Origin of the sequence: Ruminococcus sp. J1101004sp1_RTP21198st1_B9_RTP21198_201120, assembly GCF_040924245.1 — a bacterium.
In the GTDB taxonomy this organism is placed as follows: Bacteria; Bacillota; Clostridia; order Lachnospirales; family Lachnospiraceae; genus Blautia_A; species Blautia_A faecis.
Genome location: NZ_JBCOMI010000011.1, coordinates 117,078 through 140,783 on the forward strand (window position 1 = coordinate 117,078; position 23,706 = coordinate 140,783).

At 45.7% G+C, this 23,706-nt stretch carries 24 protein-coding genes and 2 pseudogenes; 23 read left to right on the forward strand and 3 right to left on the reverse strand.

Annotation, left to right across the window (positions count from 1 at the left end):
• The first annotated feature begins 31 nt into the window (after positions 1-31).
• The 6 genes from AB5618_RS09590 to udp all read left to right on the forward strand — a co-directional run bounded on the left by AB5618_RS09590 (position 32) and on the right by udp (position 7,418).
• Positions 32-1,372, forward strand: coding sequence for an MATE family efflux transporter (locus tag AB5618_RS09590; protein WP_173716882.1), 1,341 nt, complete (start codon positions 32-34; stop codon positions 1,370-1,372).
• A gap of 217 nt (positions 1,373-1,589) precedes the next feature.
• Positions 1,590-2,756 carry a BMP family protein gene (locus tag AB5618_RS09595; RefSeq protein ID WP_173735180.1) on the forward strand — a complete coding sequence of 389 codons (1,167 nt, stop codon included), beginning with the start codon at positions 1,590-1,592 and terminating at the stop codon, positions 2,754-2,756.
• Positions 2,757-3,028: 272 nt separating this feature from the next.
• Positions 3,029-4,570 carry an ABC transporter ATP-binding protein gene (locus tag AB5618_RS09600; protein WP_148462316.1) on the forward strand — a complete coding sequence of 514 codons (1,542 nt, stop codon included), beginning with the start codon at positions 3,029-3,031 and terminating at the stop codon, positions 4,568-4,570.
• Complete coding sequence (locus tag AB5618_RS09605; protein WP_173735179.1) at positions 4,563-5,693, forward strand: ABC transporter permease; 1,131 nt, start codon at positions 4,563-4,565, stop codon at positions 5,691-5,693. The genes AB5618_RS09600 and AB5618_RS09605 overlap by 8 nt, the downstream gene beginning before the upstream one ends.
• Positions 5,693-6,634, forward strand: coding sequence for an ABC transporter permease (locus AB5618_RS09610; RefSeq protein WP_173719035.1), 942 nt, complete (start codon positions 5,693-5,695; stop codon positions 6,632-6,634). The genes AB5618_RS09605 and AB5618_RS09610 overlap by 1 nt, the downstream gene beginning before the upstream one ends.
• A 4-nt stretch (positions 6,635-6,638) precedes the next feature.
• Positions 6,639-7,418: a uridine phosphorylase gene (gene udp, locus AB5618_RS09615; RefSeq protein ID WP_118578624.1), complete on the forward strand. Its 780-nt coding sequence runs from the start codon at positions 6,639-6,641 to the stop codon at positions 7,416-7,418.
• Here udp and AB5618_RS09620 read toward each other — a convergent pair.
• Entirely contained in the window at positions 7,415-7,489 is a 75-nt protein-coding gene (locus AB5618_RS09620) for a DUF6783 domain-containing protein (RefSeq protein WP_334284868.1), read from the reverse strand. The two genes, udp and AB5618_RS09620, sit on opposite strands and share 4 nt — an antisense overlap.
• Here AB5618_RS09620 and AB5618_RS09625 point away from each other — a divergent pair.
• The 9 genes from AB5618_RS09625 to udk all read left to right on the forward strand — a co-directional run bounded on the left by AB5618_RS09625 (position 7,466) and on the right by udk (position 14,563).
• Positions 7,466-7,552 carry a DUF6783 domain-containing protein gene (locus tag AB5618_RS09625; RefSeq protein WP_306797096.1) on the forward strand — a complete coding sequence of 29 codons (87 nt, stop codon included), beginning with the start codon at positions 7,466-7,468 and terminating at the stop codon, positions 7,550-7,552. The two genes, AB5618_RS09620 and AB5618_RS09625, sit on opposite strands and share 24 nt — an antisense overlap.
• Positions 7,553-7,661: 109 nt before the next feature.
• Positions 7,662-8,327 (forward strand): deoxyribose-phosphate aldolase, encoded by a 666-nt coding sequence (gene deoC / locus AB5618_RS09630; protein WP_173719034.1) that lies wholly within the window; start codon positions 7,662-7,664, stop codon positions 8,325-8,327.
• Between the two features lie 133 nt (positions 8,328-8,460).
• Entirely contained in the window at positions 8,461-8,880 is a 420-nt protein-coding gene (locus AB5618_RS09635) for a cytidine deaminase (protein ID WP_173716878.1), read from the forward strand.
• Positions 8,881-8,997: 117 nt separating this feature from the next.
• Positions 8,998-9,978 (forward strand): adenosine deaminase, encoded by a 981-nt coding sequence (gene add, locus AB5618_RS09640; RefSeq protein WP_173716877.1) that lies wholly within the window; start codon positions 8,998-9,000, stop codon positions 9,976-9,978.
• A gap of 25 nt (positions 9,979-10,003) precedes the next feature.
• A complete protein-coding gene (locus AB5618_RS09645) occupies positions 10,004-11,194 on the forward strand; it encodes a phosphopentomutase (RefSeq protein ID WP_173719032.1) in 1,191 nt (396 codons plus the stop codon).
• Between the two features lie 117 nt (positions 11,195-11,311).
• On the forward strand, positions 11,312-12,040 hold the full coding sequence (locus AB5618_RS09650) for a Crp/Fnr family transcriptional regulator (protein ID WP_173719031.1): 729 nt from the start codon (positions 11,312-11,314) through the stop codon (positions 12,038-12,040).
• 71 nt (positions 12,041-12,111) lie between these two features.
• Positions 12,112-12,933: a purine-nucleoside phosphorylase gene (locus tag AB5618_RS09655; RefSeq protein ID WP_173771074.1), complete on the forward strand. Its 822-nt coding sequence runs from the start codon at positions 12,112-12,114 to the stop codon at positions 12,931-12,933.
• Between the two features lie 76 nt (positions 12,934-13,009).
• Complete coding sequence (locus tag AB5618_RS09660; protein ID WP_173719029.1) at positions 13,010-13,930, forward strand: carbohydrate kinase family protein; 921 nt, start codon at positions 13,010-13,012, stop codon at positions 13,928-13,930.
• A gap of 9 nt (positions 13,931-13,939) precedes the next feature.
• Positions 13,940-14,563 carry a uridine kinase gene (gene udk, locus AB5618_RS09665; protein ID WP_173771073.1) on the forward strand — a complete coding sequence of 208 codons (624 nt, stop codon included), beginning with the start codon at positions 13,940-13,942 and terminating at the stop codon, positions 14,561-14,563.
• 95 nt (positions 14,564-14,658) lie between these two features.
• Here the strand turns inward: udk and AB5618_RS09670 are convergent.
• Positions 14,659-14,712: pseudogene (locus AB5618_RS09670) on the reverse strand (DUF6783 domain-containing protein); the annotation flags it as partial.
• On the opposite strand from AB5618_RS09670, the pseudogene AB5618_RS09675 reads away from it, so the two are divergent.
• Positions 14,689-14,790 (forward strand): annotated as a pseudogene (locus tag AB5618_RS09675) (DUF6783 domain-containing protein); the annotation flags it as partial. The pseudogenes AB5618_RS09670 and AB5618_RS09675 sit on opposite strands and share 24 nt — an antisense overlap.
• 96 nt (positions 14,791-14,886) lie before the next feature.
• Positions 14,887-15,984, forward strand: a complete 1,098-nt coding sequence (gene rsmH, locus AB5618_RS09680; RefSeq protein ID WP_173771072.1) for a 16S rRNA (cytosine(1402)-N(4))-methyltransferase RsmH — start codon at positions 14,887-14,889, stop codon at positions 15,982-15,984.
• A 94-nt stretch (positions 15,985-16,078) separates the two neighbouring features.
• Here rsmH and AB5618_RS09685 read toward each other — a convergent pair whose 3' ends face one another.
• Positions 16,079-17,848 carry a PQQ-binding-like beta-propeller repeat protein gene (locus tag AB5618_RS09685; protein WP_173771071.1) on the reverse strand — a complete coding sequence of 590 codons (1,770 nt, stop codon included), beginning with the start codon at positions 17,846-17,848 and terminating at the stop codon, positions 16,079-16,081.
• Positions 17,849-18,033: 185 nt separating this feature from the next.
• On the opposite strand from AB5618_RS09685, the gene rfbD reads away from it, so the two are divergent.
• The 6 genes from rfbD (at position 18,034) to AB5618_RS09715 (ending at position 23,623) form a co-directional block, all read left to right on the forward strand.
• Positions 18,034-18,882 (forward strand): dTDP-4-dehydrorhamnose reductase, encoded by an 849-nt coding sequence (rfbD, locus tag AB5618_RS09690; protein ID WP_118578604.1) that lies wholly within the window; start codon positions 18,034-18,036, stop codon positions 18,880-18,882.
• Position 18,883: 1 nt separating this feature from the next.
• Entirely contained in the window at positions 18,884-20,179 is a 1,296-nt protein-coding gene (locus AB5618_RS09695; protein ID WP_118578602.1) for a dicarboxylate/amino acid:cation symporter, read from the forward strand.
• Between the two features lie 352 nt (positions 20,180-20,531).
• Positions 20,532-20,903: a GntR family transcriptional regulator gene (locus AB5618_RS09700; RefSeq protein WP_173719026.1), complete on the forward strand. Its 372-nt coding sequence runs from the start codon at positions 20,532-20,534 to the stop codon at positions 20,901-20,903.
• A 2-nt stretch (positions 20,904-20,905) separates the two neighbouring features.
• Positions 20,906-21,757, forward strand: a complete 852-nt coding sequence (locus AB5618_RS09705) for an ATP-binding cassette domain-containing protein (protein WP_173719025.1) — start codon at positions 20,906-20,908, stop codon at positions 21,755-21,757.
• Entirely contained in the window at positions 21,754-22,422 is a 669-nt protein-coding gene (locus tag AB5618_RS09710) for an ABC-2 transporter permease (RefSeq protein ID WP_173771070.1), read from the forward strand. Before AB5618_RS09705 ends, AB5618_RS09710 begins: the two co-directional genes overlap by 4 nt.
• A 7-nt stretch (positions 22,423-22,429) precedes the next feature.
• The gene (locus AB5618_RS09715) at positions 22,430-23,623 is read left to right on the forward strand and encodes a DUF362 domain-containing protein (RefSeq protein WP_226815864.1); all 1,194 of its coding nucleotides are present in this window, start codon (positions 22,430-22,432) and stop codon (positions 23,621-23,623) included.
• The last annotated feature ends 83 nt before the right edge of the window (positions 23,624-23,706 follow it).

Sequence of the window (23,706 nt, forward strand, 5' to 3'; positions counted from 1 at the left end):
AAATATGCTTCGGAAAGGAAAGTTTATACTAATGAAAACCAAGATTCAGGATATGACCTCTGGTTCGCCGGGGAGATTGATCATTCTTTTTGCAATTCCCTTGATGTTGGGGAATATCTGTCAGCAGCTTTATACAATGGTGGATACTATGGTCGTTGGCCAGATTGCAGGTGTGGAGGCTCTTGCAGCACTGGGTGCGGTTGACTTTCTGATGTGGGTTGTCACAGGAATATCCACTGGTCTCACTCAGGGATTTTCTATTCAGCTCTCCCAGTATTATGGTGCAAAGGATTTTGAAAATCTGCGTAAATCTCTGGCACACAGTTACCGGCTGACTGCATTCATCGCAGTGGGAGTATTCATTCTCAGCCAGTCCTTTGCTGCACTGGTATTAACAGGGCTGCATACACCTTCCAATATTATTGGAATGTCATTATTATATCTGCGTATTATTTTCTGCGGAATCCCGGCTACTGCAGCTTATAATATGTTTGCCGCTGCTTTAAGGGCTATGGGAAACAGTAAAACACCATTAACGGCAATGATCATCGCATCTGTACTGAATATTTCATTGGATATCCTTTTTGTGGCAGGCTTCGGATGGGGTGTGGCAGGGGCAGCAATCGCAACTGTGATTGCGCAGAGTTTTTCTGCCGTGTACTGTTTCCTGATTTTACGCAGAATTGATATTGTTCATCTGTCCAGAGCAGATTTTATGTCTGCCGCAGGAATGAATGCCCGTCTGATGAAGCTTGGTATTCCTGTTGTATTTCAGAATATCATTATCGGTGTAGGCGGTCTGGTAGTCCAGTACGTGATCAATGGCTATGGCTTTCTTTTTGTGGCAGGATTTACAGCTACAAACAAGCTTTATGGTCTGTTGGAAATGGCAGCGATTTCCTATGGATATGCCATCGTTACTTATGTGGGCCAGAATCTGGGAGCCGGAAAGATTGACAGGATCAGGAAAGGTGTCCGCAGCAGTATGCTGCTTTCCCTGCTAACCTCACTGATCATTTCTATTGCCATGTTTTTATTTGGAAAAAATATCCTCTCACTTTTCATCTCAGGTGAACCGCAGCAGACAAAGGAGGTACTTGCAATTGCTTTTAAATACCTTTCTATTATGGCTGCCATGCTCTGGGTGTTGTACTTCCTGTATGTGTACAGATCTGCACTGCAGGGACTGGGAGATACGTTAATGCCTATGGTAAGTGGTATGGCCGAATTTGTCATGCGTATCAGTGCTGCGCTGATTCTTCCCCATTTTATCGGGCAGGACGGTATTTTCTTTGCGGAGATTGCAGCATGGAGCGGAGCTACTGTGATTTTATGTATCAGCTATTATGTGCGGATGCATAAATATCATTAATGCAAAATATATGATACGGAAAATAAAAAAAGAGACATATGTCTTTTGATAAAAAACCAAATATAAAAAAATATACTAAAAAACACTTGAAAAAATATCCTTTTTGTACGAAAATGAAAATAAATATAGAAAAAGGGACATGTGTCCTGTTTTAAAAGTGAGACATATGTCATTGTAGAGATAACAAAGCCAATTTAAAAAAAGGAGGAAAAATAATATGAAGAAAAGAATTGCAGCTATGGTTCTTGCAGGTGCAATGGCACTTTCCCTTGTACCAGCTTACGGAGTGACAGAGGTGAAGGCTGAGGCTGGAGATATGAAGATTGCCATGGTAACTGACTCCGGTGATATTACAGACCAGAGCTTTAACCAGACCACTTACGAGGCATGTAAGGCGTGGTCCGAAGAGAATGGTTCTGAGTTCAACTATTATAAACCAGAGAGCGACTCTGATGAGGCACGTAACGCAAGTGTTGACCAGGCTGTAGCAGATGGAGCTAACGTGATCGTACTTCCGGGATATATGTTCGCAGCTACTATCGTAGAGCAGTCTGAGATGTATCCGGACGTGAAGTTTATTGCACCAGACGTAAGTGCAGGCGATATCTGTGAGAAAGGTGTTGGCGAAGGATACACCTACAATCCGGATGATTATGAAGTGACCGATTACTACAATGCAGACAATGTTTACTGCTGTACCTATCAGGAAGAGATTTCCGGATACATGGCTGGATATGCAGCTGTGAAGCTTGGATACAAGCATCTTGGATTCCTCGGCGGTATGTCTGTACCGGCTGTTACCCGTTTTGGATATGGATATGTTCAGGGCGTAGACGAAGCAGCCAAAGAGCTTGGAATCACAAGTGACGTTGAACTTGAGTATGTATGCGGCGGACAGTTCTACGGCGACGCAGACATCACAGCTTACATGGATACCTGGTACGGAAGCAAGGGTGTAGAAGTTGTATTCGCATGCGGCGGTGGAATCTACACATCTGCAGCAGAAGCAGCAGCGAAGGTTGACGGCAAGGTAATCGGTGTTGACTCTGACCAGTCCGGAATCATCGGCGAGGACATCACTGTTACATCCGCTATGAAGGGTCTTGCACCGACTGTAAAGACTGCACTTGATGCGATCAAGGATGGCAATTGGGAATCTGATTACGCTGGAAAGATCGACAACCTTGGTCTTATATCTGAGAACCCGGAAGACAACTACGTACAGCTCCCAATGGAGACAACCCAGTGGGATGACAATTTCACTGTAGATGATTACAAAGATCTTGTAAAGAAATTATACAATGGCGAGATTGAAGTAAGCAGCGACATCACAGCAATGCCAGAGACTGAGATCACAGTAAATGATTACGGCAGCATCAAATAAGACAACCAACTACTCCGCATAGTAAATGCAATTATAAATCACGGGTAGGGTTCTGACAGGAAAGCAGACTGGTCTTAACATGAAGAATGGCCATGCAGTGAGAAAAAGGGGAGTGAGCAGTGGCCACTCCCCTTTTTTACGTAAGTGCCGTCATAATAAGACTTATAGTACTGTTCACTCGAGAGGTTTTTGGTGAATGAAGTGATCAGTAACCGTTTTATTACTTGTGCTTTCTGTCTGCGACTTTGCCATGAAAAAAGGAGAAAGCGAAGATGAGTGAATATGCAATTGAAATGCTGGGAATAACCAAGCGTTTTCCCGGAATCATCGCAAATGACAATATCACACTTCAGTTAAAAAAAGGTGAGATCCACGCTCTGCTTGGCGAAAATGGAGCAGGTAAATCCACTTTGATGAGCGTTCTGTTTGGTCTGTATCAGCCGGAAGAGGGCGAGATCCACAAAGATGGAAAGAAAGTTGAAATCAAAGATCCAAACGATGCAAATGACCTGGGCATTGGAATGGTACATCAGCATTTCAAATTGATAGAATGCTTCAGTGTTCTGGATAATATTATCCTTGGCGTTGAGACCACAAAAAACGGTTTCCTTCAGAAAGAGGGCGCGCGTAAAAAGGTTATGGCCCTTTCTGAAAAATATGGTCTTTCTGTAGACCCGGATGCCATTATCGAGGATACCACAGTAGGTATGCAGCAGAGAACCGAGATCCTGAAAATGCTTTACCGTGACAACGAGATCCTGATCTTTGATGAGCCTACTGCAGTACTTACCCCGCAGGAGATTCAGGAATTGATGCAGATCATGAAGAACCTGGCAGCAGAGGGCAAAAGCATTCTGTTCATTACCCACAAGCTTGGTGAGATCATGCAGGTTGCAGACCGCTGTACCGTTCTTCGTAAGGGAAAATGCATCGGAACTGTAGACATCAGAGATACCAACCCGGAGAAGCTTTCTGCCATGATGGTTGGACGAGACGTAAACTTCGTTGTAGAGAAAGAAGAAGCAAAGCCCGGTGAAGTTGTTCTGGATATCAAGGATATGGTGGTTGCTTCCAAGCATCATAAGAATAACGCAGTCAACGGCGTTTCCCTTCAGGTTCACAGAGGTGAGATCGTCTGTATCGCCGGAATCGACGGAAATGGCCAGACCGAATTTGTTTATGGACTTTCCGGCCTGGAGCCACTGAAGAGCGGCGCTATCACTATGAATGGAAAAGACATTACTCACATGCCAATCCGTGAGCGTCTTACCTCCGGCATGAGCCATATCCCGGAAGACCGTCACAAACACGGCCTGGTACTTGATTATTCCCTGGAAGACAACATTGTCCTTCAGAGATATTTCGAACCACAGTTCACCAATAAACTGGGCTTTTTGAAACGCAAAGAGATCCGCAAATATGCCAACCGCCTGATTGAGCAGTACGATATCCGCTCCGGTCAGGGTGCCATCACCAAGGCGAGATCCATGTCTGGTGGAAACCAGCAGAAAGCAATCATTGCCCGTGAGATTGATAAGAATCCGGAGCTTTTGATCGCAGTTCAGCCTACCCGAGGACTGGATGTTGGAGCAATCGAGCATGTTCACAAACAGCTGGTACAGGCAAGGGATGCAGGGAAAGGCGTTCTTCTGATCAGTCTGGAGCTGGATGAGGTTATGAATGTATCAGACAGGATTCTGGTAATGTACGAAGGTGAAATCGTAGGAGAATTTGATCCGAAGAAAGTAACCGTAGAGGAACTTGGCCTTTACATGGCAGGATCAAAGAGAAAGGAGACGAAGAGCAATGAATAATGAATCCAAAAAGAAAGAAAGCATTCTGAGAAACAATGCGGTTCAGACCATCATTGCCTCTCTTTTATGCATTGTGATTGGTCTTCTCATCGGTTATCTGGTACTTCTTATTATCAATCCTGCAGGAGCTGCAGGTGCGATTACCGCAATTATCAAGAATTATTTTTACTATCCAAGCCAGAAGGCTATGATGAAATATATGGGAACCACACTGGTAAAGGCTTCCGCACTTCTGATGTGTTCCCTGTCCGTTCTGTTTGCTTACAAGGTTGGACTTTTTAACATTGGAGCAGCAGGACAGTATGTAGTTGGAGCCGGAGCTTCCCTGTATTTTGCATTAAAACTTGGCATGCCCTGGTATGTATGCATGATCGCAGCAATCGTGATCGCATCCCTGGTAGGCGGCATCTCCGGTGCACTGAAGGCTTACTTCAATGTAAACGAGGTTATTTCCTGTATCATGCTGAACTGGATTTCCCTGTATGTGGTGAATATGCTTCTTACCCAGGTGAAATCCGAGTCTACTCCATACACCGTAGATCTTTCCAGCGGCAATAAGAGAGCTCTTCTTCCTAACTGTGGACTGGACGAGATCTTTTCCGGAAACAAATTCGTATCCATCGGTCTTATTATTTCTGTGGTAATGGCGATCGTAGTGTGGGTACTTCTGGAAAAAACAAAATTCGGTTTTGAGCTTCGCGCAACAGGTATGAACAAAAATGCTGCAAAATACTGCGGCATGAAAGAGAAGAGAAATACCATTGTAACCATGATGATCGCTGGCGGCCTTGCAGGACTTGGCGCAGCTGTTTTCTATCTCAGCGGAATTGAGACCTGGATGGTTCAGCAGACAACCGTTCCGGGCATGGGCTTTAATGGAATCGCAGCAGCCTTCCTTGGCGGCCTTCATCCCATCGGAGCAATTTTTTCCTCTTATTTTATCCAGCACATTACAAGTGGTGGAAGTTATGTGGATAAGACCATGTATTGTGCACAGATCTCTGATCTGATCTCCGCGTTTATCATTTATCTGTGTGGATTTGTATTCTTCTTCAAACTCTGGTTAAACCGTTATCTCGACAGGAGAGATGAGAAAAAAGCTGCAAAAGGAGGAGAAAAATAATGTTATTATTGATTCAGTATACATTAATATTTGCTTCTGTATTGATTCTCGTAGCACTTGGCGGCTGTTTTTCCGAGCACAGCGGTGTTATCAACATTGGTCTTGAGGGAATTATGGTTATGGGTGCACTTGGCGGTGCCCTGATGATGAAATATCTTCCGGATTCCGCTCCGGCACCAGTTGTGATCCTTCTGGTGGTTCTGGCCAGTGTGCTTGTGGGAATGATATTTTCCCTGCTCCTTGGTGTGGCTGCCATTCATTTCAATGCAGACCAGACACTGGTTGGTACGGCCCTGAATCTTCTTGGACCGGCAGCAGCTGTTGTTATCGTAAGAGCCATCAACATGGCAGAAAATCCAGACAACGTTTCTTCCACAGTTGCTTACAAGGTGGCCAAGAAAGCGTTCCTGATAAGAATTGGAAAATTTGAATTCAGCTGGTTCATGCTTTTTGCACTGCTGATCCTCATTGCTTCTTATGTGGTACTTTATAAGACCAGATTCGGACTTCGTCTGATGGCATGTGGTGAGCATCCACAGGCAGCCGATTCAGTAGGTATCAATGTTTTTAAAATGCGTTACGCTGGCGTTTTGATCTCCGGTGCACTTGGCGGTCTTGGGGGACTGGTTTATATTACTGCCGGTGTAAGTGAGTGGAAATTTGAGAACGGAGTTGCCGGCTTTGGTTTCCTTGCCCTTGCTGTTATGATCTTCGGACAGTGGAAGCCGGTAAACATCGGACTGGCAGCTCTTCTGTTCGGCCTTTTCCGTGCGCTGTCAAACGTATACACAGGATTTGATGCGCTGGTAGCCTTGAAGCTTCCCAGCACATTATACAACATGTTCCCATATATTATTTCCCTGATCGTTCTGGTGTTTGTATCCAAGAACTCCAGGGCACCGAAGGCGGAAGGCATTCCGTACGATAAAGGACAGAGGTGACACTATGAAAAACTATTCTGAAGATGCCAGCAGGCAGTATCATATCCAGGTTGCAAAGGGGGAAGTTGGCCGCTATGTGATCATGCCGGGAGACCCGAAAAGGTGTGTGAAAATTGCCCAGTATTTTGACAACCCGGTTCTCATTGCAGACAACAGAGAATATATCACATATACAGGAACCCTGGACGGCGTGAAAGTCAGCGTGACATCCACCGGAATCGGCGGACCGTCTGCCTCCATTGCCATGGAAGAGCTTTCCCGGTGCGGCGCAGATACTTTTGTCCGCATTGGAACCTGCGGCGGTATGCAGCCTGAGGTAAAAAGCGGAGATATCGTAATTGCCACAGGTGCCATCCGTATGGAGGGAACCAGCCGGGAATATGCCCCCATAGAGTATCCGGCAGTAGCTAATCTGGACGTGACAAACGCCCTTGTGGCAGCTGCGAAAGAAAAAGGACTTTCCTGTCATACAGGTGTTGTCCAGTGCAAAGACGCTTTTTACGGACAGCATGAGCCTGAAGCAATGCCAGTTGGTTATGAGCTGCTCAACAAATGGGAGGCCTGGAAGAAAATGGGCTGTCTTGCTTCCGAGATGGAATCTGCAGCGCTTTTTATTGCAGCTGGCAAGCTTCGTGCCAGAGCTGGCTCCTGTTTCCTGGTGCTTGCAAATCAGGAAAGAGAGAAGCTGGGACTGGATAATCCGGTTGTGCATGATACAGATATGGCAATCCAGGTGGCTGTTGAAGCTGTGAGAAAGCTGATCCGGGAGGATTCGTCGAATTAAGACCGTGACATCGCAATCTGCACGCCCCACTTTGCGTTACATTTTGCCTGAATTCGGTTGCCGTAGCCCATTACGGCGCCCTCATTCGGGCGAAATCTCCCACAAATTGTGACGAACATCTTGCAGTTACTTAATATTCGATGTACTAGACAATCAAATAAAGAACAGATATGAATCCTGCCAGTAAATTGCGATACAGTAATTTCGGGCAATATAAAGAGACAACAGAAATGAGGAAAATAAATGGACGTAAAAGAGATTTTAAAACATGTGGATCATACCCTTCTTCTCCAGCCATCTACCTGGGAAGAAATCAAACAGATTTGTGACGATGCGATGGAATACGGAACTGCATCCGTATGCATTCCGCCAAGCTATGTAAAACAGGCAGCAGAATACATGAATGGAAAAATGGCAGTGTGCACGGTTATCGGTTTCCCAAATGGCTACATGACAACAGCAGCCAAGGAATTTGAAACAAAAGATGCTCTTGCAAATGGTGCTTCCGAAATCGATATGGTAATCAATATCGGCTGGCTGAAAGATCAGAAATATGACCTGATTGAGAACGAGATCCGCACCTTAAAAGCTGCATGCGGTGACAAAATCCTGAAAGTTATCATTGAAACCTGCTTCCTCACAGATGAGGAAAAAATTAAAATGTGCCAGATTGTAACAGAAGCAGGCGCAGATTATATTAAGACCTCTACCGGTTTTGGCGGTGCAGGTGCAACCTTTGCAGACATTGAGCTTTTCTCCCGACATATCGGACCAAATGTAAAAATGAAAGCAGCAGGCGGAATTTCTTCCCTGGAGGATGCAGAGAAGTTCCTTGCACTTGGTGCAGACCGACTGGGAACCAGCCGGATTATAAAGATTGTAAAGAATGAGAAAGCTACAGGATATTGATTTGTTTATTGACTGTAAAGGTGAACAGATGCTGTCCCTGGAATTGGTCAGATTATAACGACGCTCATTGAGAAGAGAGTGATGTTGTCGGAGACAATCAGAAAATGTTAATGAATAAGAAAGAGGTGTGAAAATGGAAAAAGAGATGATCAACCAGCTGATTGATACAGCAATCCACCAGCTGAAATATTCCTATACACCATATTCCAATTTTAAAGTAGGCGCAGCCCTCCTTGCAAAAAATGGGCAGGTTTACACAGGCTGCAACATTGAAAATGCCGGGTACACAGCCACAAACTGTGCGGAGCGTACCGCCTTTTTTAAGGCAGTAAGCGAAGGGGTGAAGGATTTTCAGGCTATCTGTGTTGTCGGCGGTAAGGCTGGCGTGCTCACAGAATATGCAGCTCCCTGCGGCGTGTGCCGACAGGTCATGATGGAGTTTTGCAACCCGGAAACCTTCCAGGTCATTCTGGCGGTGGACAAAGAGCATTATGATGTGTATACACTAAAAGAACTCCTGCCGTTAGGCTTCGGACCTTCTAATCTGGCATGAAAGCTGCTGACTGGAGAATAGTATTATGAAGTATGTCGGAAAATGCCGAAAACAGAGTGATCTGGCATTGAATCCGGCAGTTATAAAGCAGCATAAAGAATTGCAGGAGAAAAAATTATGACAATCGAACAATTAAAAGCACTACCCAAGGCAGAGCTTCACTGTCATCTGGACGGGTCTTTAAGCCGGGAGTTCATGGAGAGCCAGCTGGGAAGAAGGGTACAGCCGGAAGAGCTTAGCGTGTCTGATGACTGCACAAGCCTTGCAGAATACCTTGAGAAATTTTCGCTTCCGGGTCAGTGTATTATGGATGAAAAAGGGCTTGAGGCAGCTGGCTACGACGTACTTCGCACCATGAGCCAGGAAAATGTACGCTACGCAGAAATCCGTTTTGCACCTCTTCTTTCAGAGACCTCCGGAATGAACTGCCGTGCTGTGATCGAGGCAGTATTAAAAGGCCTTGAGCGGGGCAGAGCAGATTTTGGAACGGAGTTTGGTGTGATTACCTGTGCCATGCGTCATCACAGCCAGGAGGACAACAGCCGGATGATAAAAACAGCCCGTGAATATCTGGGCTATGGTGTGTGTGCAGCGGATCTGGCAGGTGCGGAAGCAGCATATCCCATGGCACAGTTTATGGAGCTTTTTCAGAACACCCGTAAGCTGGAAATGCCCTTTACCCTTCATGCAGGAGAGTGTGGAAGCGTACAGAACATTGTGGATGCTGTAAAAGCGGGAGCCGGCAGGATCGGACATGGAATCGCCATGCGAGGCCATTATAATATTCAAAAAGAGCTGGCTGACAGAGGCATTGGAATTGAAATGTGTCCTATCAGCAATCTTCAGACAAAAGCGGTAAACAGTCCGTCAGAATATCCCATCCGGGAATTTCTGAACACAGGATTGAAGGTTTCCATAAACACGGACAACCGTACAGTGAGCAACACAAGCCTTACCAAAGAGCTTCAGTTCATCCAGAACACGTATGGCATTCAGGAGGAAGAGATACGGCTGATGATGAAGAATGCAGTGGATACGGCATTTGCCACTGATGAGGTGAAAGCGAGATTGTATTCTGAACTGGGAATAAAAGGATAAAATATTGGAAACGAGGGATTTTATTTTGAAAAAATATGAAAGGATTTTCGTGATCGTTCTGGATTCTCTGGGAATCGGTGCCATGCCGGATTCAGAAAAATTCGGGGATGTGGGAGTGGATACATTCGGACATATTCTGGATAAAATGGGCTCCCTGGAAATACCAAATCTTAAGAAGCTTGGAATGTTAAATCTTCATCCGGCAGGAAATATGCAAGGTGTGGAGAAGCCGATTGGCCGTTACATGCGCGTAAGCGAAGCAAGCAATGGTAAGGATACCATGACCGGCCATTGGGAAATGATGGGAATTAAGACAGAGAAGCCGTTTAAGACTTTCACAGACACTGGCTTTCCGCCGGAGCTGATCGCGGAACTGGAGAAGCGCTGCAGCAAGCGCGTGATTGGAAACAAGAGCGCCAGCGGAACGGAGATCATTGAAGAGCTTGGGGAAGAAGAAATCAATACAGGTGCCATGATCGTGTATACTTCAGCCGACTCTGTTCTTCAGATCTGCGGAAATGAGGAAACCTTTGATCTTCAGAATTTGTACCGCTGCTGCGAGATTGCAAGAGAAATTACACTGAAGGATGAATGGCGTGTAGGCCGTGTCATCGCCAGACCATATGTTGGCAAAAAGAAAGGTGAGTTCAGGCGAACCAGTAATCGTCATGACTATGCTTTGAAGCCAACAGGTCTGACTGCATTAAATGTGTTAAAGGATAATGGGCTGGATGTGATCGGTGTAGGGAAGATCAACGATATTTTCTGCGGCGAAGGAATCACAAAGACCTATCATTCTGATAGCTCCGTACACGGCATGGAGCAGACCATCCAAATCTGCAAAGAAGACTTCAGGGGACTTTGTTTTGTGAACCTGGTTGATTTCGATGCCCTGTGGGGACACAGACGAAATGTGGAAGGCTACGGCAAAGAAATCGAGAAGTTTGACAGGAATCTGGGCGTTCTTTTGGAAGAGCTTCGGGAGGATGACCTTCTTATTCTTACCGCAGACCACGGGAATGATCCCACCTATAGCGGCACTGACCATACCAGAGAGTATGTTCCCTTCCTGGCTTATTCCAAGACTATGAAAGAGGGTGGCCCCCTTGAAAACGAGGATACTTTTTCCGTTATTGGCGCATCAGTGGCAGATAATTTTGACGTGAAAATGCCGGAAGGAACTATCGGACATTCCATTCTTGAGAAATTATGCTAAAATAGAAAAGACAGTTATTGGATAGCTGTTGCTCATTCGGGAGATTGTCTGCTTTTGCGACAGAACCCGGATAGAAACAAATGATTTGCAGCACATGGCAGAAGATGAGGAAATCATATGAAACACACTTATTTACACGATGTACTTCCATTCCTTCGTGAACTGGAACGTGAGAAACAGAAACAATTTGAGGCTTATTTTCGTACTGCACCATTATGGCTTATGGACCTGTTTCAGAGTGAGATAATGGAAGCCGGAACTACTTTTATCAGGGAAAATGAACCGGCAGATACGATTTTCTTTGTTGCCAGAGGAAGAGTAAAAGCTACAGATTACCGGATTTCCGGCATTGCCTATGATTTTATGAAGCCCATGAATCTCATTGCGCTTGGTGGTATGGAGGTGATCCTGGGACAGGATACCTACCAGACCACCCTGCAAACAGAGACAGAGTGTATTGTTACCAAGCTTCCAAGAGCGCAATATGAGAAATGGATTTATTCAGATACGGAAGCTTTTCGCATGGAGGCAAAGCTTACCTGTGCTTCCCTGTTGGAGGAAGAGCGGCGGAACCGTCTGTACCTGTTTTTGGAAGGGGCTGACAGATTAGCTGTACTTTTTTCGGAATGGTTTGAAAAATATAACAAAAATGACATTTTATGCATCGGCGAAAGCCGGCAGAATCTGGCAGATGAGACAGGCCTTTGCCTGAAAAGCATCAGCCGCGCCATCAAGAAGTTTCAGGCAGAACAGCTGATCGTGAAAAAAGGAAATCAGATCTGTATCGACAGGAAGCAGTACGAAAGGCTGAAGCGGACTGTGGATGAGAAAATCGGCAACGTATAAACGAAACACAATAATGTTATAAGCTGTCCTGGCAATAAGCCGGATAGCTGTAGATAAAGGAGAAGGTGTACATGAGCGATTTATATCAGAAATTAGAGACTTGCCTTGCAAGTGTTAGAAAAAGGACAGATTTTAAACCGGAAGTGGCGCTGATCCTGGGATCCGGCCTTGGAGATTATGCAGATGAGATCCAGATCGAAACCACCATTGACTATACAGAGATTGAGGGCTTTCCAACCTCCACAGTTGCAGGCCACAAAGGCAGATTTGTATTTGGATATGTGAAAAATGTGCCGGTTGTGATCATGCAGGGAAGAGTGCATTACTATGAAGGCTATCCAATGACGGATGTAGTTCTTCCCACCAGATTGATGGGCATGATGGGTGCGAAGAAGCTGTTTCTTACAAATGCAGCCGGTGGAGTGAATTCGAATTTTAAACCAGGTGATTTTATGATGATCACCGATCACATTACCACAGGAATCCCGAGTCCGCTGATCGGACCGAACATTGAGGAACTGGGAAGCAGATTTCCGGATATGAGTGAGGTATACAGCAGACGATTGCGAGAGGTGATCCGTGCAAGTGCAGAAAAATGCGGTATAGATCTCCAGGAAGGCGTATATGTGCAGTTTACAGGTCCTGCCTATGAAACTCCGGCTGAAGTGAGAATGGCAGCTATATGGGGCGGTGACGCAGTTGGAATGAGCACTGCATGTGAAGCAATGGCAGCCCGTCATATGGGAATTGAAGTGTGCGGAATTTCCTGTATCACCAACATGGCAGCTGGCATTTCGAAGCAGGAGCTGAACCACAAGGAGGTTCAGGAGACTGCAGACAGAGTGGCGAAATCTTTTAAAAAGCTGGTGACGGAAATCATAGCCGGTATGTAGCCGCAAGGAAGTGCGGGCTTCATAAGAGGCAGCGCAAACCAAAAGATATAACGTAACAAAGGAGAAAAGTTATAATATGGGAATTGTTGTAATCGGTGATGTTTTTATCGATGTGAAAGGTTATTCCACAGCACCATTTATTCCTGGAGGAAGAAATGCCGGTGTGATCCAGCAGATCCATGGCGGTGTAGGAAGAAATGTAGTGGAAGATATTGCCAATATAGAGTTGAAACCAACCTTTGTCAGTCTGGTAGATGACGACGCTATGGGGGATGATGTGATCCGCAAACTGGAGCGTCATAAAGTAGATACCAGATATATGCGTAAGGTAAAAAACGGCATGGGAACCTGGCTGGCTGTCTTTGACCAGGACGGAGATGTGGTGGCATCTATTTCCAAACGTCCGGACCATCGTCCGATAGAGCAGATCCTGGATGAACATGGAGATGAAATTTTCCAGGATGCGGACAGCGTTGTGATCGAGATCGATATTGACAAGGAAATTGTGAAGAAGACCTTTCACTATGCAGAGAAATACGGCAAAAAAGTATACGCTCTTGTATCGAATATGACCATTGCAATCGAAAGACGTGACTTCTTAAGGCGGACAGCCTGCTTTGTATGCAACCAGCAGGAAGCGGGCATCCTGTTTTCGGAGGATTACGGTGGCCTGAAGCCTGAAGAGATGGCCCGGTGTCTGGCAAAAAGAATCCAGTCCGCCCATATTCCAAAGATGGTGGTTACCATGGGAAGTGATGGTGCAGCTTATGCAGATCAGGAAGGAAACTGGGGCGTTTATCCAGCTATGAAGGTAGATGTGGTTGACACCACAGGCGCGGGAGATGCCTTTTTTGCAGGTGTGTGCGTAGGCCTTACCTATGGAAAAACAATGAGAGAGGCATGTGCCATTGGTACCCGTCTTTCCTCAACTGTAATTTGTACCTCAGAGAACATTTGTCCGAGATTTATGCCGGAAGAATTTGATCTTGACAGGTAGGAGAAGAATATGGAAAGTCTTATTATAGGAATTGCCGGCGGCTCCGGCTCCGGTAAATCTACTTTTACAAACAGAATTAAAAAGCGTTTTGGAGATGACGTAGTAGTCCTTTATCACGACAATTATTACCGCAGACAGGATGGAATCCCTTTTGAGCAGCGTGTGACTGTGAATTATGATCATCCGGATTCTCTGGAGACAGAGCTTCTGGTGGAGCATCTGAAGCTTCTGAGGCAGGGGAAAGCTATTGACTGTCCGGTTTACGATTATTCCCAACATAACCGTTCAGACAAGATCCTTCATATCACCCCAAGTCCGGTGATCCTTGTGGAGGGAATCCTTCTTCTGGCAGATCCCAGAGTGCGTGAGCTCCTTGATATTAAGGTCTATGTGGAAGCTGATGATGATGAGCGTATTCTTCGCCGGATTTCCCGTGATGTGGAAGAGAGGGGAAGAGATTTGAATGGAATCATTAAACAGTACTTAAACACAGTGAAACCCATGCATTACCTTTATGTAGAGCCCACTCGTTCCAAGGCTGATATTGTGATCAACAGCGGAAAGAATGACGTGGCGTTTGATCTGTTTGTTTCGAAAATCAGTATGGAATTGGAGAAACGGAAGCAGGGGTAATTACAGAAGATGTTAGCTGTAGTTTGGAAACATTGCTGTGATGATGCGGCAGAATTAGAGCCTGTTTGAAAAATCATTCCCGCAATCTGCACGCCCCACTTTGCGGTATATTTTGCCCGAATTCGGTTGCCGTAGCCCGCTACGGCGCCCTCATCCGGACAAAATCTCCCACAAATTGTGACGCACATCTTGCAGAAAGCCTTTTTCAAACACGCTCTAGCAAATGAAAGTTGCTGTTTACGAAATGGGTGAGAATTCCGGCATAAAGAATTTTTCTGCGAAATTGGTAGATGGCAACAGATAAAAAGATACAGGAGATCAGAATGTCACAGGAAAAAGAGAACAGACAGTATGAGAATGCGCAGAGTGTGCAGGAGGGGCAGCAGCCTCATAAACGCAGAGTGCGCTACAAAGGCAGATACCCGAAGAAATTTGAGGAGAAATATAAAGAACTTCAGCCGGAGAAATACCAGGATACCATTCAGCATGTAATGCAAAAAGGGAATACCCCGGCAGGCATGCATATTTCTATTATGGTAAAAGAGATTATTGATTTTCTGGAGATCAAACCAGGACAGATTGGTTTTGATGCCACACTGGGCTACGGCGGTCATACAAAGGCCATGCTTCAGTGCTTGCAGGGTCAGGGGCATATGTATGCCACTGACGTAGACCATGAGGAAGCCGCCAAGACAAAGAAGAGACTGGAAGATCTTGGCTTTGGGGAGGATATTCTGACCATTAAACTTCAGAATTTCTGTACCATTGATGAGATTGCAAAAGAAGTGGGAGGTTTTGATTTCCTTCTTGCTGATCTCGGCGTGTCCTCCATGCAGATTGATAATCCCAAGAGAGGTTTTTCCTTCAAAGCAGACGGACCTCTGGATCTGCGCCTGAATCAGGAAGCCGGGATCAGTGCGGCAGAGCGCCTGGAACATATTACCCGGGATGAGCTTGCAGGAATGCTTTATGAAAATTCAGACGAGCCATACTGTGAGGAGCTTGCCAAGGCGATCACAGATGAGATCCGCAAGGGAAACCACATGGATACTACCACAAAGCTTCGCCAGGTCATTGAGAAAACTCTGGATTTCCTTCCAGAAAAAGAGAAGAAGGAGACCATCAAAAAGACCTGCCAGCGTACTTTCCAGGCCCTTCGGATTGATGTGAACCGGGAGTTTGAGGTTCTGTATGAGTTTATGGAGAAGCTGCCGGGAGCACTGAAGCCCGGAGGAAGAGCAGCAATCCTTACGTTCCATTCAGGAGAGGATAAGCTGGTGAAGAAAGCGCTGAAGGCTGGATACAAGGAGGGAATTTATTCCGATTATTCCAGAGACGTGATCCGTCCGTCAGCCCAGGAATGTGCCCAGAATGGACGCGCACGGTCTACGAAAATGCGCTGGGCGATTAAATCGGAGTAAACGCGATAAATACGCTGCGCGAGTTTGGCTCGCCTATCGAGTAAATGAGACAAAACACGCTCTAGCGCATAAATAAAATGGGGGAGGAACCGTATCACTGCAGTTCCATCCCCCATATTTTACAATCTCTGGTTCCCACAACCATATAACTTTGATATACAGCAGGAGATGCTTCGATGACTCCCTCACTGATCTGGTGGCAGTCAAGAACGTCTCCTGTTTTTCCATCCAGAAGATAGATATGTCCTGTGCTGTTGCAGTAGAGAACCTTTCCGCTGCCATCCGGATTGTATACACATACAGGTGAAGACCAGGCATAGGCAGATTCATGTTCCCAGTTTACTTTCCCGGTATTTTTATCAATGCATGCAAGTACACCTTGTGCCTGTCCGCCGGTTCTGGCAACTGTCACATAAATGTTATCCGACAATTCTTCTTTTCCAACAGCGATGGTAGACTGTACACCGCCTGAAACACTGTCCTCGGAGGAACAGTCGTAAGAGGTCTGCCAGATGATCTCTCCTGTCTCCGCATCAATTTTCCATACAGGAACCTCTGCAGTGGTGCTGCTTCGCCAGCCCAGGCGGAAAGAGGTGCTGACATACAGGTAAAGGTGTCTGTCCTCCACAGACAAAACGGGAGTAGAGTTGGAGTCATCCAGAATATCCTGCACCCATACAAGCTGCAGGGTATTCAGATCCAGGCACATCAGATTGCCGCCGTTATCTGCAATAAAAAGATAACCGTCATAGATGGCTGCGCTGTCCTCCATGCCAAGCCAGTAGGAACCTACACTGGTACGTGTTCCGTAGTAGCGCCATTTTACCATGTGATCCGGATTGATGGACAAAGTGCCTGCTTCCGGGTCATAACTGGTATTCAGCTTGATCAAATAAAGAATTCCGTTTTCTCCTGGATAGATCAGGGTATCTGTGGCAGCATCCACAAGGGCGGAGGAATCAAAGTAGCTTAAATTTCCGCGAAGGGAAAATTCATCATTATTTCCAAAGGTATACATCACACTGCAGTCCAGAAGATTCACAACAAAGACCCTGGCAGTGCCTTCATTGCTGTCATAACCTGCGCCCACATACATAATTGGATAACCTCTGGGATCAAGTGCACCTGCTCCTTTGAAGGTGAAACCAAGGTAAAGGGGATCTCTGGTAGCCTCGCCGGTTTCCAGATCCAGGAAATACACATAGCCGTCCATGCAGGCATAGATCACTTCTACAAGATCGTCTTTTTCCTTTGCCCAGTCGTACATATTCATGGACTTCTTTACTTCTTGGGACCATTTTTCCATAAGAGGCTGTCCGGTCCAGCCGCTTCCGGACCAGGTGGCATCTCCGTAAGTAATAGAGCCGGTTTTTGCTGTCCAGAGATCCTGGATTTTTCCATTTTTGATCTGTGTATTGCCATAGGCTGCAGTGTCACGGAAATTGTTTCCGCGGAAGGTGACGATTCCATCCACATCTGTGTAGCTGATCCCGGCATCGAAGGCGTGAGTATCTGTGGAGGTATAATCCGAAGTATTGGCAAGTATCTGTCCGTCCACCTCAATGTCTGTGGTTTCTATGTATAAAGAGGGTCTGGTGGAATCTACGCATTTAGGAGAAAATTCTGCCGGTCTTGCCATTGCGGCCTTTACAGCGGCAAGAGAATTGGAGTCATCCATGTCCAGACCGCTGGCTTCCTCAACCATGGAAACTGTATTTACATTTTCCCGTATCCTTTTTACGAGGAAAACTCCTCCCAGTATAATTACTGCTGCAATGATCAGGATCCATTCTGTAAGAAGAAGTCTTCGGAAGAAATATTTTTGCTGCAGCTGCTTTTTTCGTTTCCCTACTTTTCTTTTCATATTCTGAATCCTTCCCTGTTCATTTGGCAAAAATTATACAAGGTATGACTGGGAAATTCAAGATGTTAAGAGCTGTTTTGAAAATTCAATTTTCAGATTGGGAAAAAGGGCGCAATCTTTTTTCTTGACAGTGTATGGCCTGGCTTGTTAAAATATTATTTATCGTATGAAAAGGAGGAGAAAACATGCTGAAAGTATGGATCGTAGGATCTGAAGGCCAGATTGGCGAAGCAATTAATGAAGTGCTGGATCCGTTGGAAATTGAAGTTTTGAATACAGACAAAAATGCGCTTGATATTACAGAAACAGACGAAGTTCTCCATTTTGGAGAGATCAATCGTCCGGATGTGATCATCAACTGTGCTGCGATCACAGATGTAGAACTTTGCGAGAAGCAGCCGGAGGAAGCATTTCGTGTAAACGCTTTAGGCGCCCGCAACTTAAGCCTTGTAGCAAGAAAAACAGGGGCAAAGATGGTGCAGCTTTCCACAGACGACGTTTTTGACGGTCTGGCACAGAAGCCGTACACGGAGTTTGACAATACAAACCCTAAGACTGTTTACGGAAAATCCAAGTGCGCTGGGGAGAATTATGTGAAGGAGTTTACCCACAAGCACTTTATCATCCGAAGCAACTGGGTCTTCGGAAAGGGAAATAACTTTGTAAACCGTGTTCTGGAGGCTGCAGATCAGGGCAGAGCTCTTGCTGTAGCTGAGGATCAGTATGGTTCCCCTACAAGTGCCAAAGATCTGGCAAGAATTATCCTGCATCTGATCCGTACCAATGAGTACGGAACCTATCATGCAACCTGTCAGGGCGTTTGCAATCGTTATGAATTTGCAAAGGAGATTCTTCGCCTTGCAGGCAAAGAGGAGCAGCTGAATCCGGTACCTACCCCGCAGTCTGATCTTTCTTCTGCCAGACCTGCATATGCAGTTCTGGATAATTTCATCCTTCGCATTATCGATGTATATGAGATGCCTGGCTGGAAGGATTCTCTGGAAGAATTTATGAAAGAAAAACGGGAGGGCTAAGATGAGCGCGAAGAAAGAAAAGAATGTAAAAGAGAAAAAGAAGATCAGCTTAACCAGTATGATCTTTATTGCGCTGATCGCCGGAGCAATCACAGGAATGGTTCTCCATTACCTGGTGCCGGATAGCAGTGTGAAAAATGATGTGATCGTTGAGGGAGTGCTGTACGTTCTTGGGCAGGGATTTATCCGCCTTATGAAAATGCTGGTAGTACCTCTTGTTTTCTGCTCACTGGTATGTGGAAGTATGGCTATTGGTGATACTAAGAAGCTGGGAAATGTAGGTGGAAAAACACTTGCATTTTATCTGGTCACAACAGCGGTGGCAGTTGCAGTTGCCCTTGGAATCGGAACTCTTTTGAGACCGGGAATTGGTCTTGATATGAGTAAGATCCAGGTAAATGCTTCCGATATTGAGACTATGGAGTCCACCTCTCTGGTTCAGACTATTCTCAATATCATTCCGGATAACCCCATCAAGTCCCTGGCAAGTGGGGAAATGCTTCAGATTATAGTGTTTGCTTTGATCATTGGTGTGATCCTGGCAAAGCTTGGGGAGCGTGCGGAGACCGTTTCCAATTTTATCAGCCAGTTTAATGATATTATGATGGAAATGACTATGATGGTTATGAGTCTGGCTCCCATTGGTGTATTCAGTCTGATCGCAAGAACCTTTGCAACCATTGGTTTCAGCGCATTTGTGCCTCTGGCAAAATATATGATCGCAGTTCTGATCGCTCTGGCAATCCAGTGTTTTGGTGTATACCAGATTTTGCTGAAGCTGTTCACAGGCCTGAATCCGGTGAAGTTTATCAGAAAGTTTTTCCCGGTTATGGCCTTTGCCTTTTCCACTGCAACCTCCAATGCGACTATTCCGCTTTCTATTGATACGCTGTACAAGAAGATGGGTGTTTCCAAGAAGATTTCTTCTTTTACCATACCTCTTGGTGCGACTATCAATATGGATGGTACTTCCATTATGCAGGGAGTTGCGGTTATGTTCGCTGCCCAGGCTTTTGGAATCCAGCTGACTCCTATGGATTATATTACAGTAATCGGAACAGCCACACTGGCTTCCATTGGTACCGCAGGTATTCCAAGTGTTGGACTTGTTACTTTGACTATGGTATTTAATTCTGTTGGTCTTCCGGTTGAGGCAATCGGTATTATCATGGGTATTGACCGTATTCTGGATATGGCAAGAACAGCGGTTAATATTACCGGTGATGCTGTTTGTACGACCATTGTGGCTTGCCAGAATGGGGCTGTGGATAAAGAAGTGTTTAATAAAGCTGAATAAAAATATTGGCGTGTGTATGTGAGTTTAGACTCAGGTATGCACGTCTTTTTTTGTGTGGCGAAGGCGGACGCCTGGGAGGGGCAGTGTGTTGCGGACAACGTCAAAAAACGGGATTTTACTCCGTCGTCGATTGCAGGTTCCATAAACAAACTCGCCCATGCTGGGCTCAGACAGTGTTTATGGAACCTGCGCTATACTCATAAAATCCCGTTTTTTGACTAACTGTCCGCAACACACTGCCCATCCCAGGCTGATTGTTCAAAGTAACTATGAATTAAGTGGAAATAAACAGCATATAACACTTGACAACAGTATAATACTGTTATATGCTGTTTACATAAGGAGGAGTCACATGAAGATCATAATTAATCACTCGTCGATGCAGCCAATTTATGAGCAGATCACAGATCAGATCAAGGCGATGATCATTGACGGGACGTTAAAGGAAGAGGAAATGCTTCCCTCTGTGAGAACTTTGGCGAAGGAGCTGAAGATTAGTGCTCTTACGGTAAAGAAGGCGTATGACTTTCTGGAGGAAGAGGGGTTCGTGGTTACGGTGCATGGGAAAGGAAGCTTTATCGCTAAGAATAACCAGGGGCTTCTTATGGAAGAGCGGAAGCGGGAGATTGAGACAGAACTGGAGGAAGTGATCCGGAAAGCGCGGGTCAGCGGATTGTCTGAGGAAGAGATCCGGGAACTGTTTGAGCTTATTATGGAGGAGTAGATATGCTACTGAGTTTGAAGAATTTGCAGAAGAATTATCCTGGATTTTCCCTGGATGTAAGTATGGAAATAGAAGAAGGACAGATCACCGGTCTGATCGGAGCCAATGGAGCAGGGAAGTCTACTACCTTTAAGGTTATTCTGGGCCTGGTTCATTCTGATGCAGGAGAGATTCGTCTGTTTAATAAGGATATGGAGCAGATTTCCCAAAAAGAGAAAGCGGATATAGGCGCGACACTTTCTGACAGCGGTTTTTCCAATTGTCTGACCGTGAAACAGATTGTGCATATTCTGACAGAGACTTATGAGAAATTTGACCGGGAGATGTTTGAGAAGCGGTGCAGCCTGTTTTCCATCCCCATGGATAAGAAGCTAAAAGAGTTTTCCACAGGAATGAAAGCAAAGTTAAAAGTGCTGACAGCCACCAGCTTTGATGCCAGGCTTCTTGTTCTGGATGAGCCTACAGCCGGTCTGGACGTGATTGCCAGGGACAGCATTCTGGAACTCCTTCGGGAATATATGGAGACGGAAGGAAGAAGTATTCTGATCAGCTCCCACATTTCCTCAGATCTGGAGAGCCTGTGTGATGATATCTATATGATTGATAAGGGCCGGATCGTGCTTCATGAGAATACAGATGTGCTGCTGGATGAATATGGTCTTATCAAGGCTGACGAGAAGCAATATGAATTGCTTGATAAGCAGCATATTCTCAAGGTGAAGAAGGAGCAGTACGGTTACAGCTGTCTCACAGATGAGCGTGCATTTTATGCGGAGAACTACCCGCAGCTTGCAATAGAACGTGGGTCTGTGGACAAGGTTATTACCATGATGATCAAGGGGGAAGTATTATGAAAGGTATGTTTGTAAAAGACATGGAAATTATGAGGGGAAACATGAAAGCGTTCATTGGCGTATATATTATAGCCATTTTCTGTTTCCTTAGTACTTCCGCAGGTCCTTCTTTTCTAATCAGTTATGTGTCTGTTCTGGCTGCTGTTATGGCACTGAATACCATAGCAAGTGATGATATGGATAATGGTATGCCTTATATTTTTACTTTTCCTATCAGCAGGAAAGAATATGTGAAGGAGAAGTATCTGCTGGGTGCAGGGATGGTCACGGTATTGTGGGCTGTTGCTGTTGCAATTGCAATTGGCGTAAATGCTTCCGGATATCATATGGTGTCTTGGGAAGAACTGATCGCTTCTGCAGCTGCCGGTCTTTTTCTTGCTGTTTTTGCAAATGCGGTTGTGTTTCCGGTACAGTTGAAATATGGAAGCTCTACAGGAAGGCTGGTGCTGCTTATTCTTGTATTTGGCATCATGGCTGTAGGATGGATTGGCGTAGAACTATGCCAGAAAATGAAAGTGGATTTTTCAAGTCTGAAAAATCTGGGCCTGCGCATTTGGAACCTTGGAATCCCAGTCTGTCTGGCGATGCTGTTTGTTCTTATGTTGCTAATGCTTCTGATTTCCTGTACAATATCCATAAAGATTATGGAGAAAAAGGAGTACTGATCCGGAAATGAAGAAGAATCAGATTTTTATAAAATGCGGAACTGAATATAAGGAGATGACGAAAGAACTGCTGGAGGCGTGTGATCTGGCAGGAGAGATAGAGAAGAAGTTTGAAACAAAGAGCAGTCTTATTGACAACTCTGAAGCAGAAGTGGACTGTTTTTATTCTTCGGATTCTGTGGAAAAACAGAATTCAGAATTTGGTTTGTACAATATGCGGATCGGCATCAAGCCAAACCTGGTCGCCCCCATGGAAGCCTACTGGGGCGGCACCACTCACCCAGAGGTAGTCGCCGGAATCGTAGAATATCTTCAGGAAAAAGGGTTTTCCAATCTGGTGATCATGGAAGGTTCCTGGGTAGGAGATAAGACCTCCGAATCCTACGAAGTCTGTGGTTTCAAGTCCCTCTGTGAAAAATATAACGTTCCGTTCCTTGACATGCAAAAGGAAAAGGGTGTGCCTGTACAATGTAGCGATATGACCTTAAACATCTGCAAAAGTGTCCTTGACCTGGACTTCCTTATTAATGTTCCGGTACTAAAAGGTCACTGTCAGACCAAAATCACCTGTGCATTGAAGAACATGAAAGGTCTTCTTCCTAATTCTGAGAAGCGCCGTTTCCACGCATTAGGTCTTCATGACCCCATTGCCCACCTGGGCCTTGCTATCCACCAGGATTTCATCGTGGTAGACAACATTTGCGGCGATCTGGATTTCGAAGATGGCGGCAACCCCGTAGAGATGAACCGCGTTCTGGCAGCTGTGGATCCGGTTCTTATGGATGCCTACGTTTGCGACATGATGTACTACCAGGTAGAAGAGGTTCCCTACATCACAAAGGCTGCCACCCTTGGTGTTGGCTGCGCCGACATCCGCCAGGCAGAAATCCACGCCCTCGACGGTAACCCCGGTGCCCCCATTCCCAAGTCACGGAAAGTGGTAGAGCTTGCCGACGCTGTAGAAGAAGTAGAATCCTGCAGCGCCTGTTACGGCAACCTGATTCCTGCCCTTGACCGCCTGAAGCAAGAAGGTCTCCTTTCAAACCTGACCACCCGAATCTCCATCGGTCAAGGTTACCGAAACCAGGAAGGCACCCTGGGAATCGGCCACTGCACCCGCCACTTCACCCACCACCTGGAAGGATGTCCGCCAACTGAAGAAGAGATTTATGAGTTCCTGAAAATTTATTTAATTGGTTGAAAGTTATTCAAGGCGGACGCATTCGGACAATGGTGATTGCTCACTCGCCGGCGCAACGCTCCAGCGAACTAACTGCTAACTGC

What these genes read in the sequence shown, in the direction of transcription:
- AB5618_RS09705 (WP_173719025.1), top strand. Translation starts at nt 20,906, where the DNA reads ATGCTACTGAGTTTGAAGAATTTGCAGAAGAATTATCCTGGATTTTCC.
- AB5618_RS09605 (WP_173735179.1), top strand. Translation starts at nt 4,563, where the DNA reads ATGAATAATGAATCCAAAAAGAAAGAAAGCATTCTGAGAAACAATGCG.
- udp (WP_118578624.1), top strand. Translation starts at nt 6,639, where the DNA reads ATGAAAAACTATTCTGAAGATGCCAGCAGGCAGTATCATATCCAGGTT.
- rfbD (WP_118578604.1), top strand. Translation starts at nt 18,034, where the DNA reads ATGCTGAAAGTATGGATCGTAGGATCTGAAGGCCAGATTGGCGAAGCA.
- AB5618_RS09610 (WP_173719035.1), top strand. Translation starts at nt 5,693, where the DNA reads ATGTTATTATTGATTCAGTATACATTAATATTTGCTTCTGTATTGATT.
- AB5618_RS09590 (WP_173716882.1), top strand. Translation starts at nt 32, where the DNA reads ATGAAAACCAAGATTCAGGATATGACCTCTGGTTCGCCGGGGAGATTG.
- deoC (WP_173719034.1), top strand. Translation starts at nt 7,662, where the DNA reads ATGGACGTAAAAGAGATTTTAAAACATGTGGATCATACCCTTCTTCTC.
- AB5618_RS09595 (WP_173735180.1), top strand. Translation starts at nt 1,590, where the DNA reads ATGAAGAAAAGAATTGCAGCTATGGTTCTTGCAGGTGCAATGGCACTT.
- AB5618_RS09600 (WP_148462316.1), top strand. Translation starts at nt 3,029, where the DNA reads ATGAGTGAATATGCAATTGAAATGCTGGGAATAACCAAGCGTTTTCCC.
- AB5618_RS09695 (WP_118578602.1), top strand. Translation starts at nt 18,884, where the DNA reads ATGAGCGCGAAGAAAGAAAAGAATGTAAAAGAGAAAAAGAAGATCAGC.
- AB5618_RS09715 (WP_226815864.1), top strand. Translation starts at nt 22,430, where the DNA reads ATGAAGAAGAATCAGATTTTTATAAAATGCGGAACTGAATATAAGGAG.
- AB5618_RS09650 (WP_173719031.1), top strand. Translation starts at nt 11,312, where the DNA reads ATGAAACACACTTATTTACACGATGTACTTCCATTCCTTCGTGAACTG.
- AB5618_RS09685 (WP_173771071.1), bottom strand. Translation starts at nt 17,848, where the DNA reads ATGAAAAGAAAAGTAGGGAAACGAAAAAAGCAGCTGCAGCAAAAATAT.
- AB5618_RS09700 (WP_173719026.1), top strand. Translation starts at nt 20,532, where the DNA reads ATGAAGATCATAATTAATCACTCGTCGATGCAGCCAATTTATGAGCAG.
- AB5618_RS09655 (WP_173771074.1), top strand. Translation starts at nt 12,112, where the DNA reads ATGAGCGATTTATATCAGAAATTAGAGACTTGCCTTGCAAGTGTTAGA.
- rsmH (WP_173771072.1), top strand. Translation starts at nt 14,887, where the DNA reads ATGTCACAGGAAAAAGAGAACAGACAGTATGAGAATGCGCAGAGTGTG.
- AB5618_RS09660 (WP_173719029.1), top strand. Translation starts at nt 13,010, where the DNA reads ATGGGAATTGTTGTAATCGGTGATGTTTTTATCGATGTGAAAGGTTAT.
- AB5618_RS09635 (WP_173716878.1), top strand. Translation starts at nt 8,461, where the DNA reads ATGGAAAAAGAGATGATCAACCAGCTGATTGATACAGCAATCCACCAG.
- add (WP_173716877.1), top strand. Translation starts at nt 8,998, where the DNA reads ATGACAATCGAACAATTAAAAGCACTACCCAAGGCAGAGCTTCACTGT.
- udk (WP_173771073.1), top strand. Translation starts at nt 13,940, where the DNA reads ATGGAAAGTCTTATTATAGGAATTGCCGGCGGCTCCGGCTCCGGTAAA.
- AB5618_RS09710 (WP_173771070.1), top strand. Translation starts at nt 21,754, where the DNA reads ATGAAAGGTATGTTTGTAAAAGACATGGAAATTATGAGGGGAAACATG.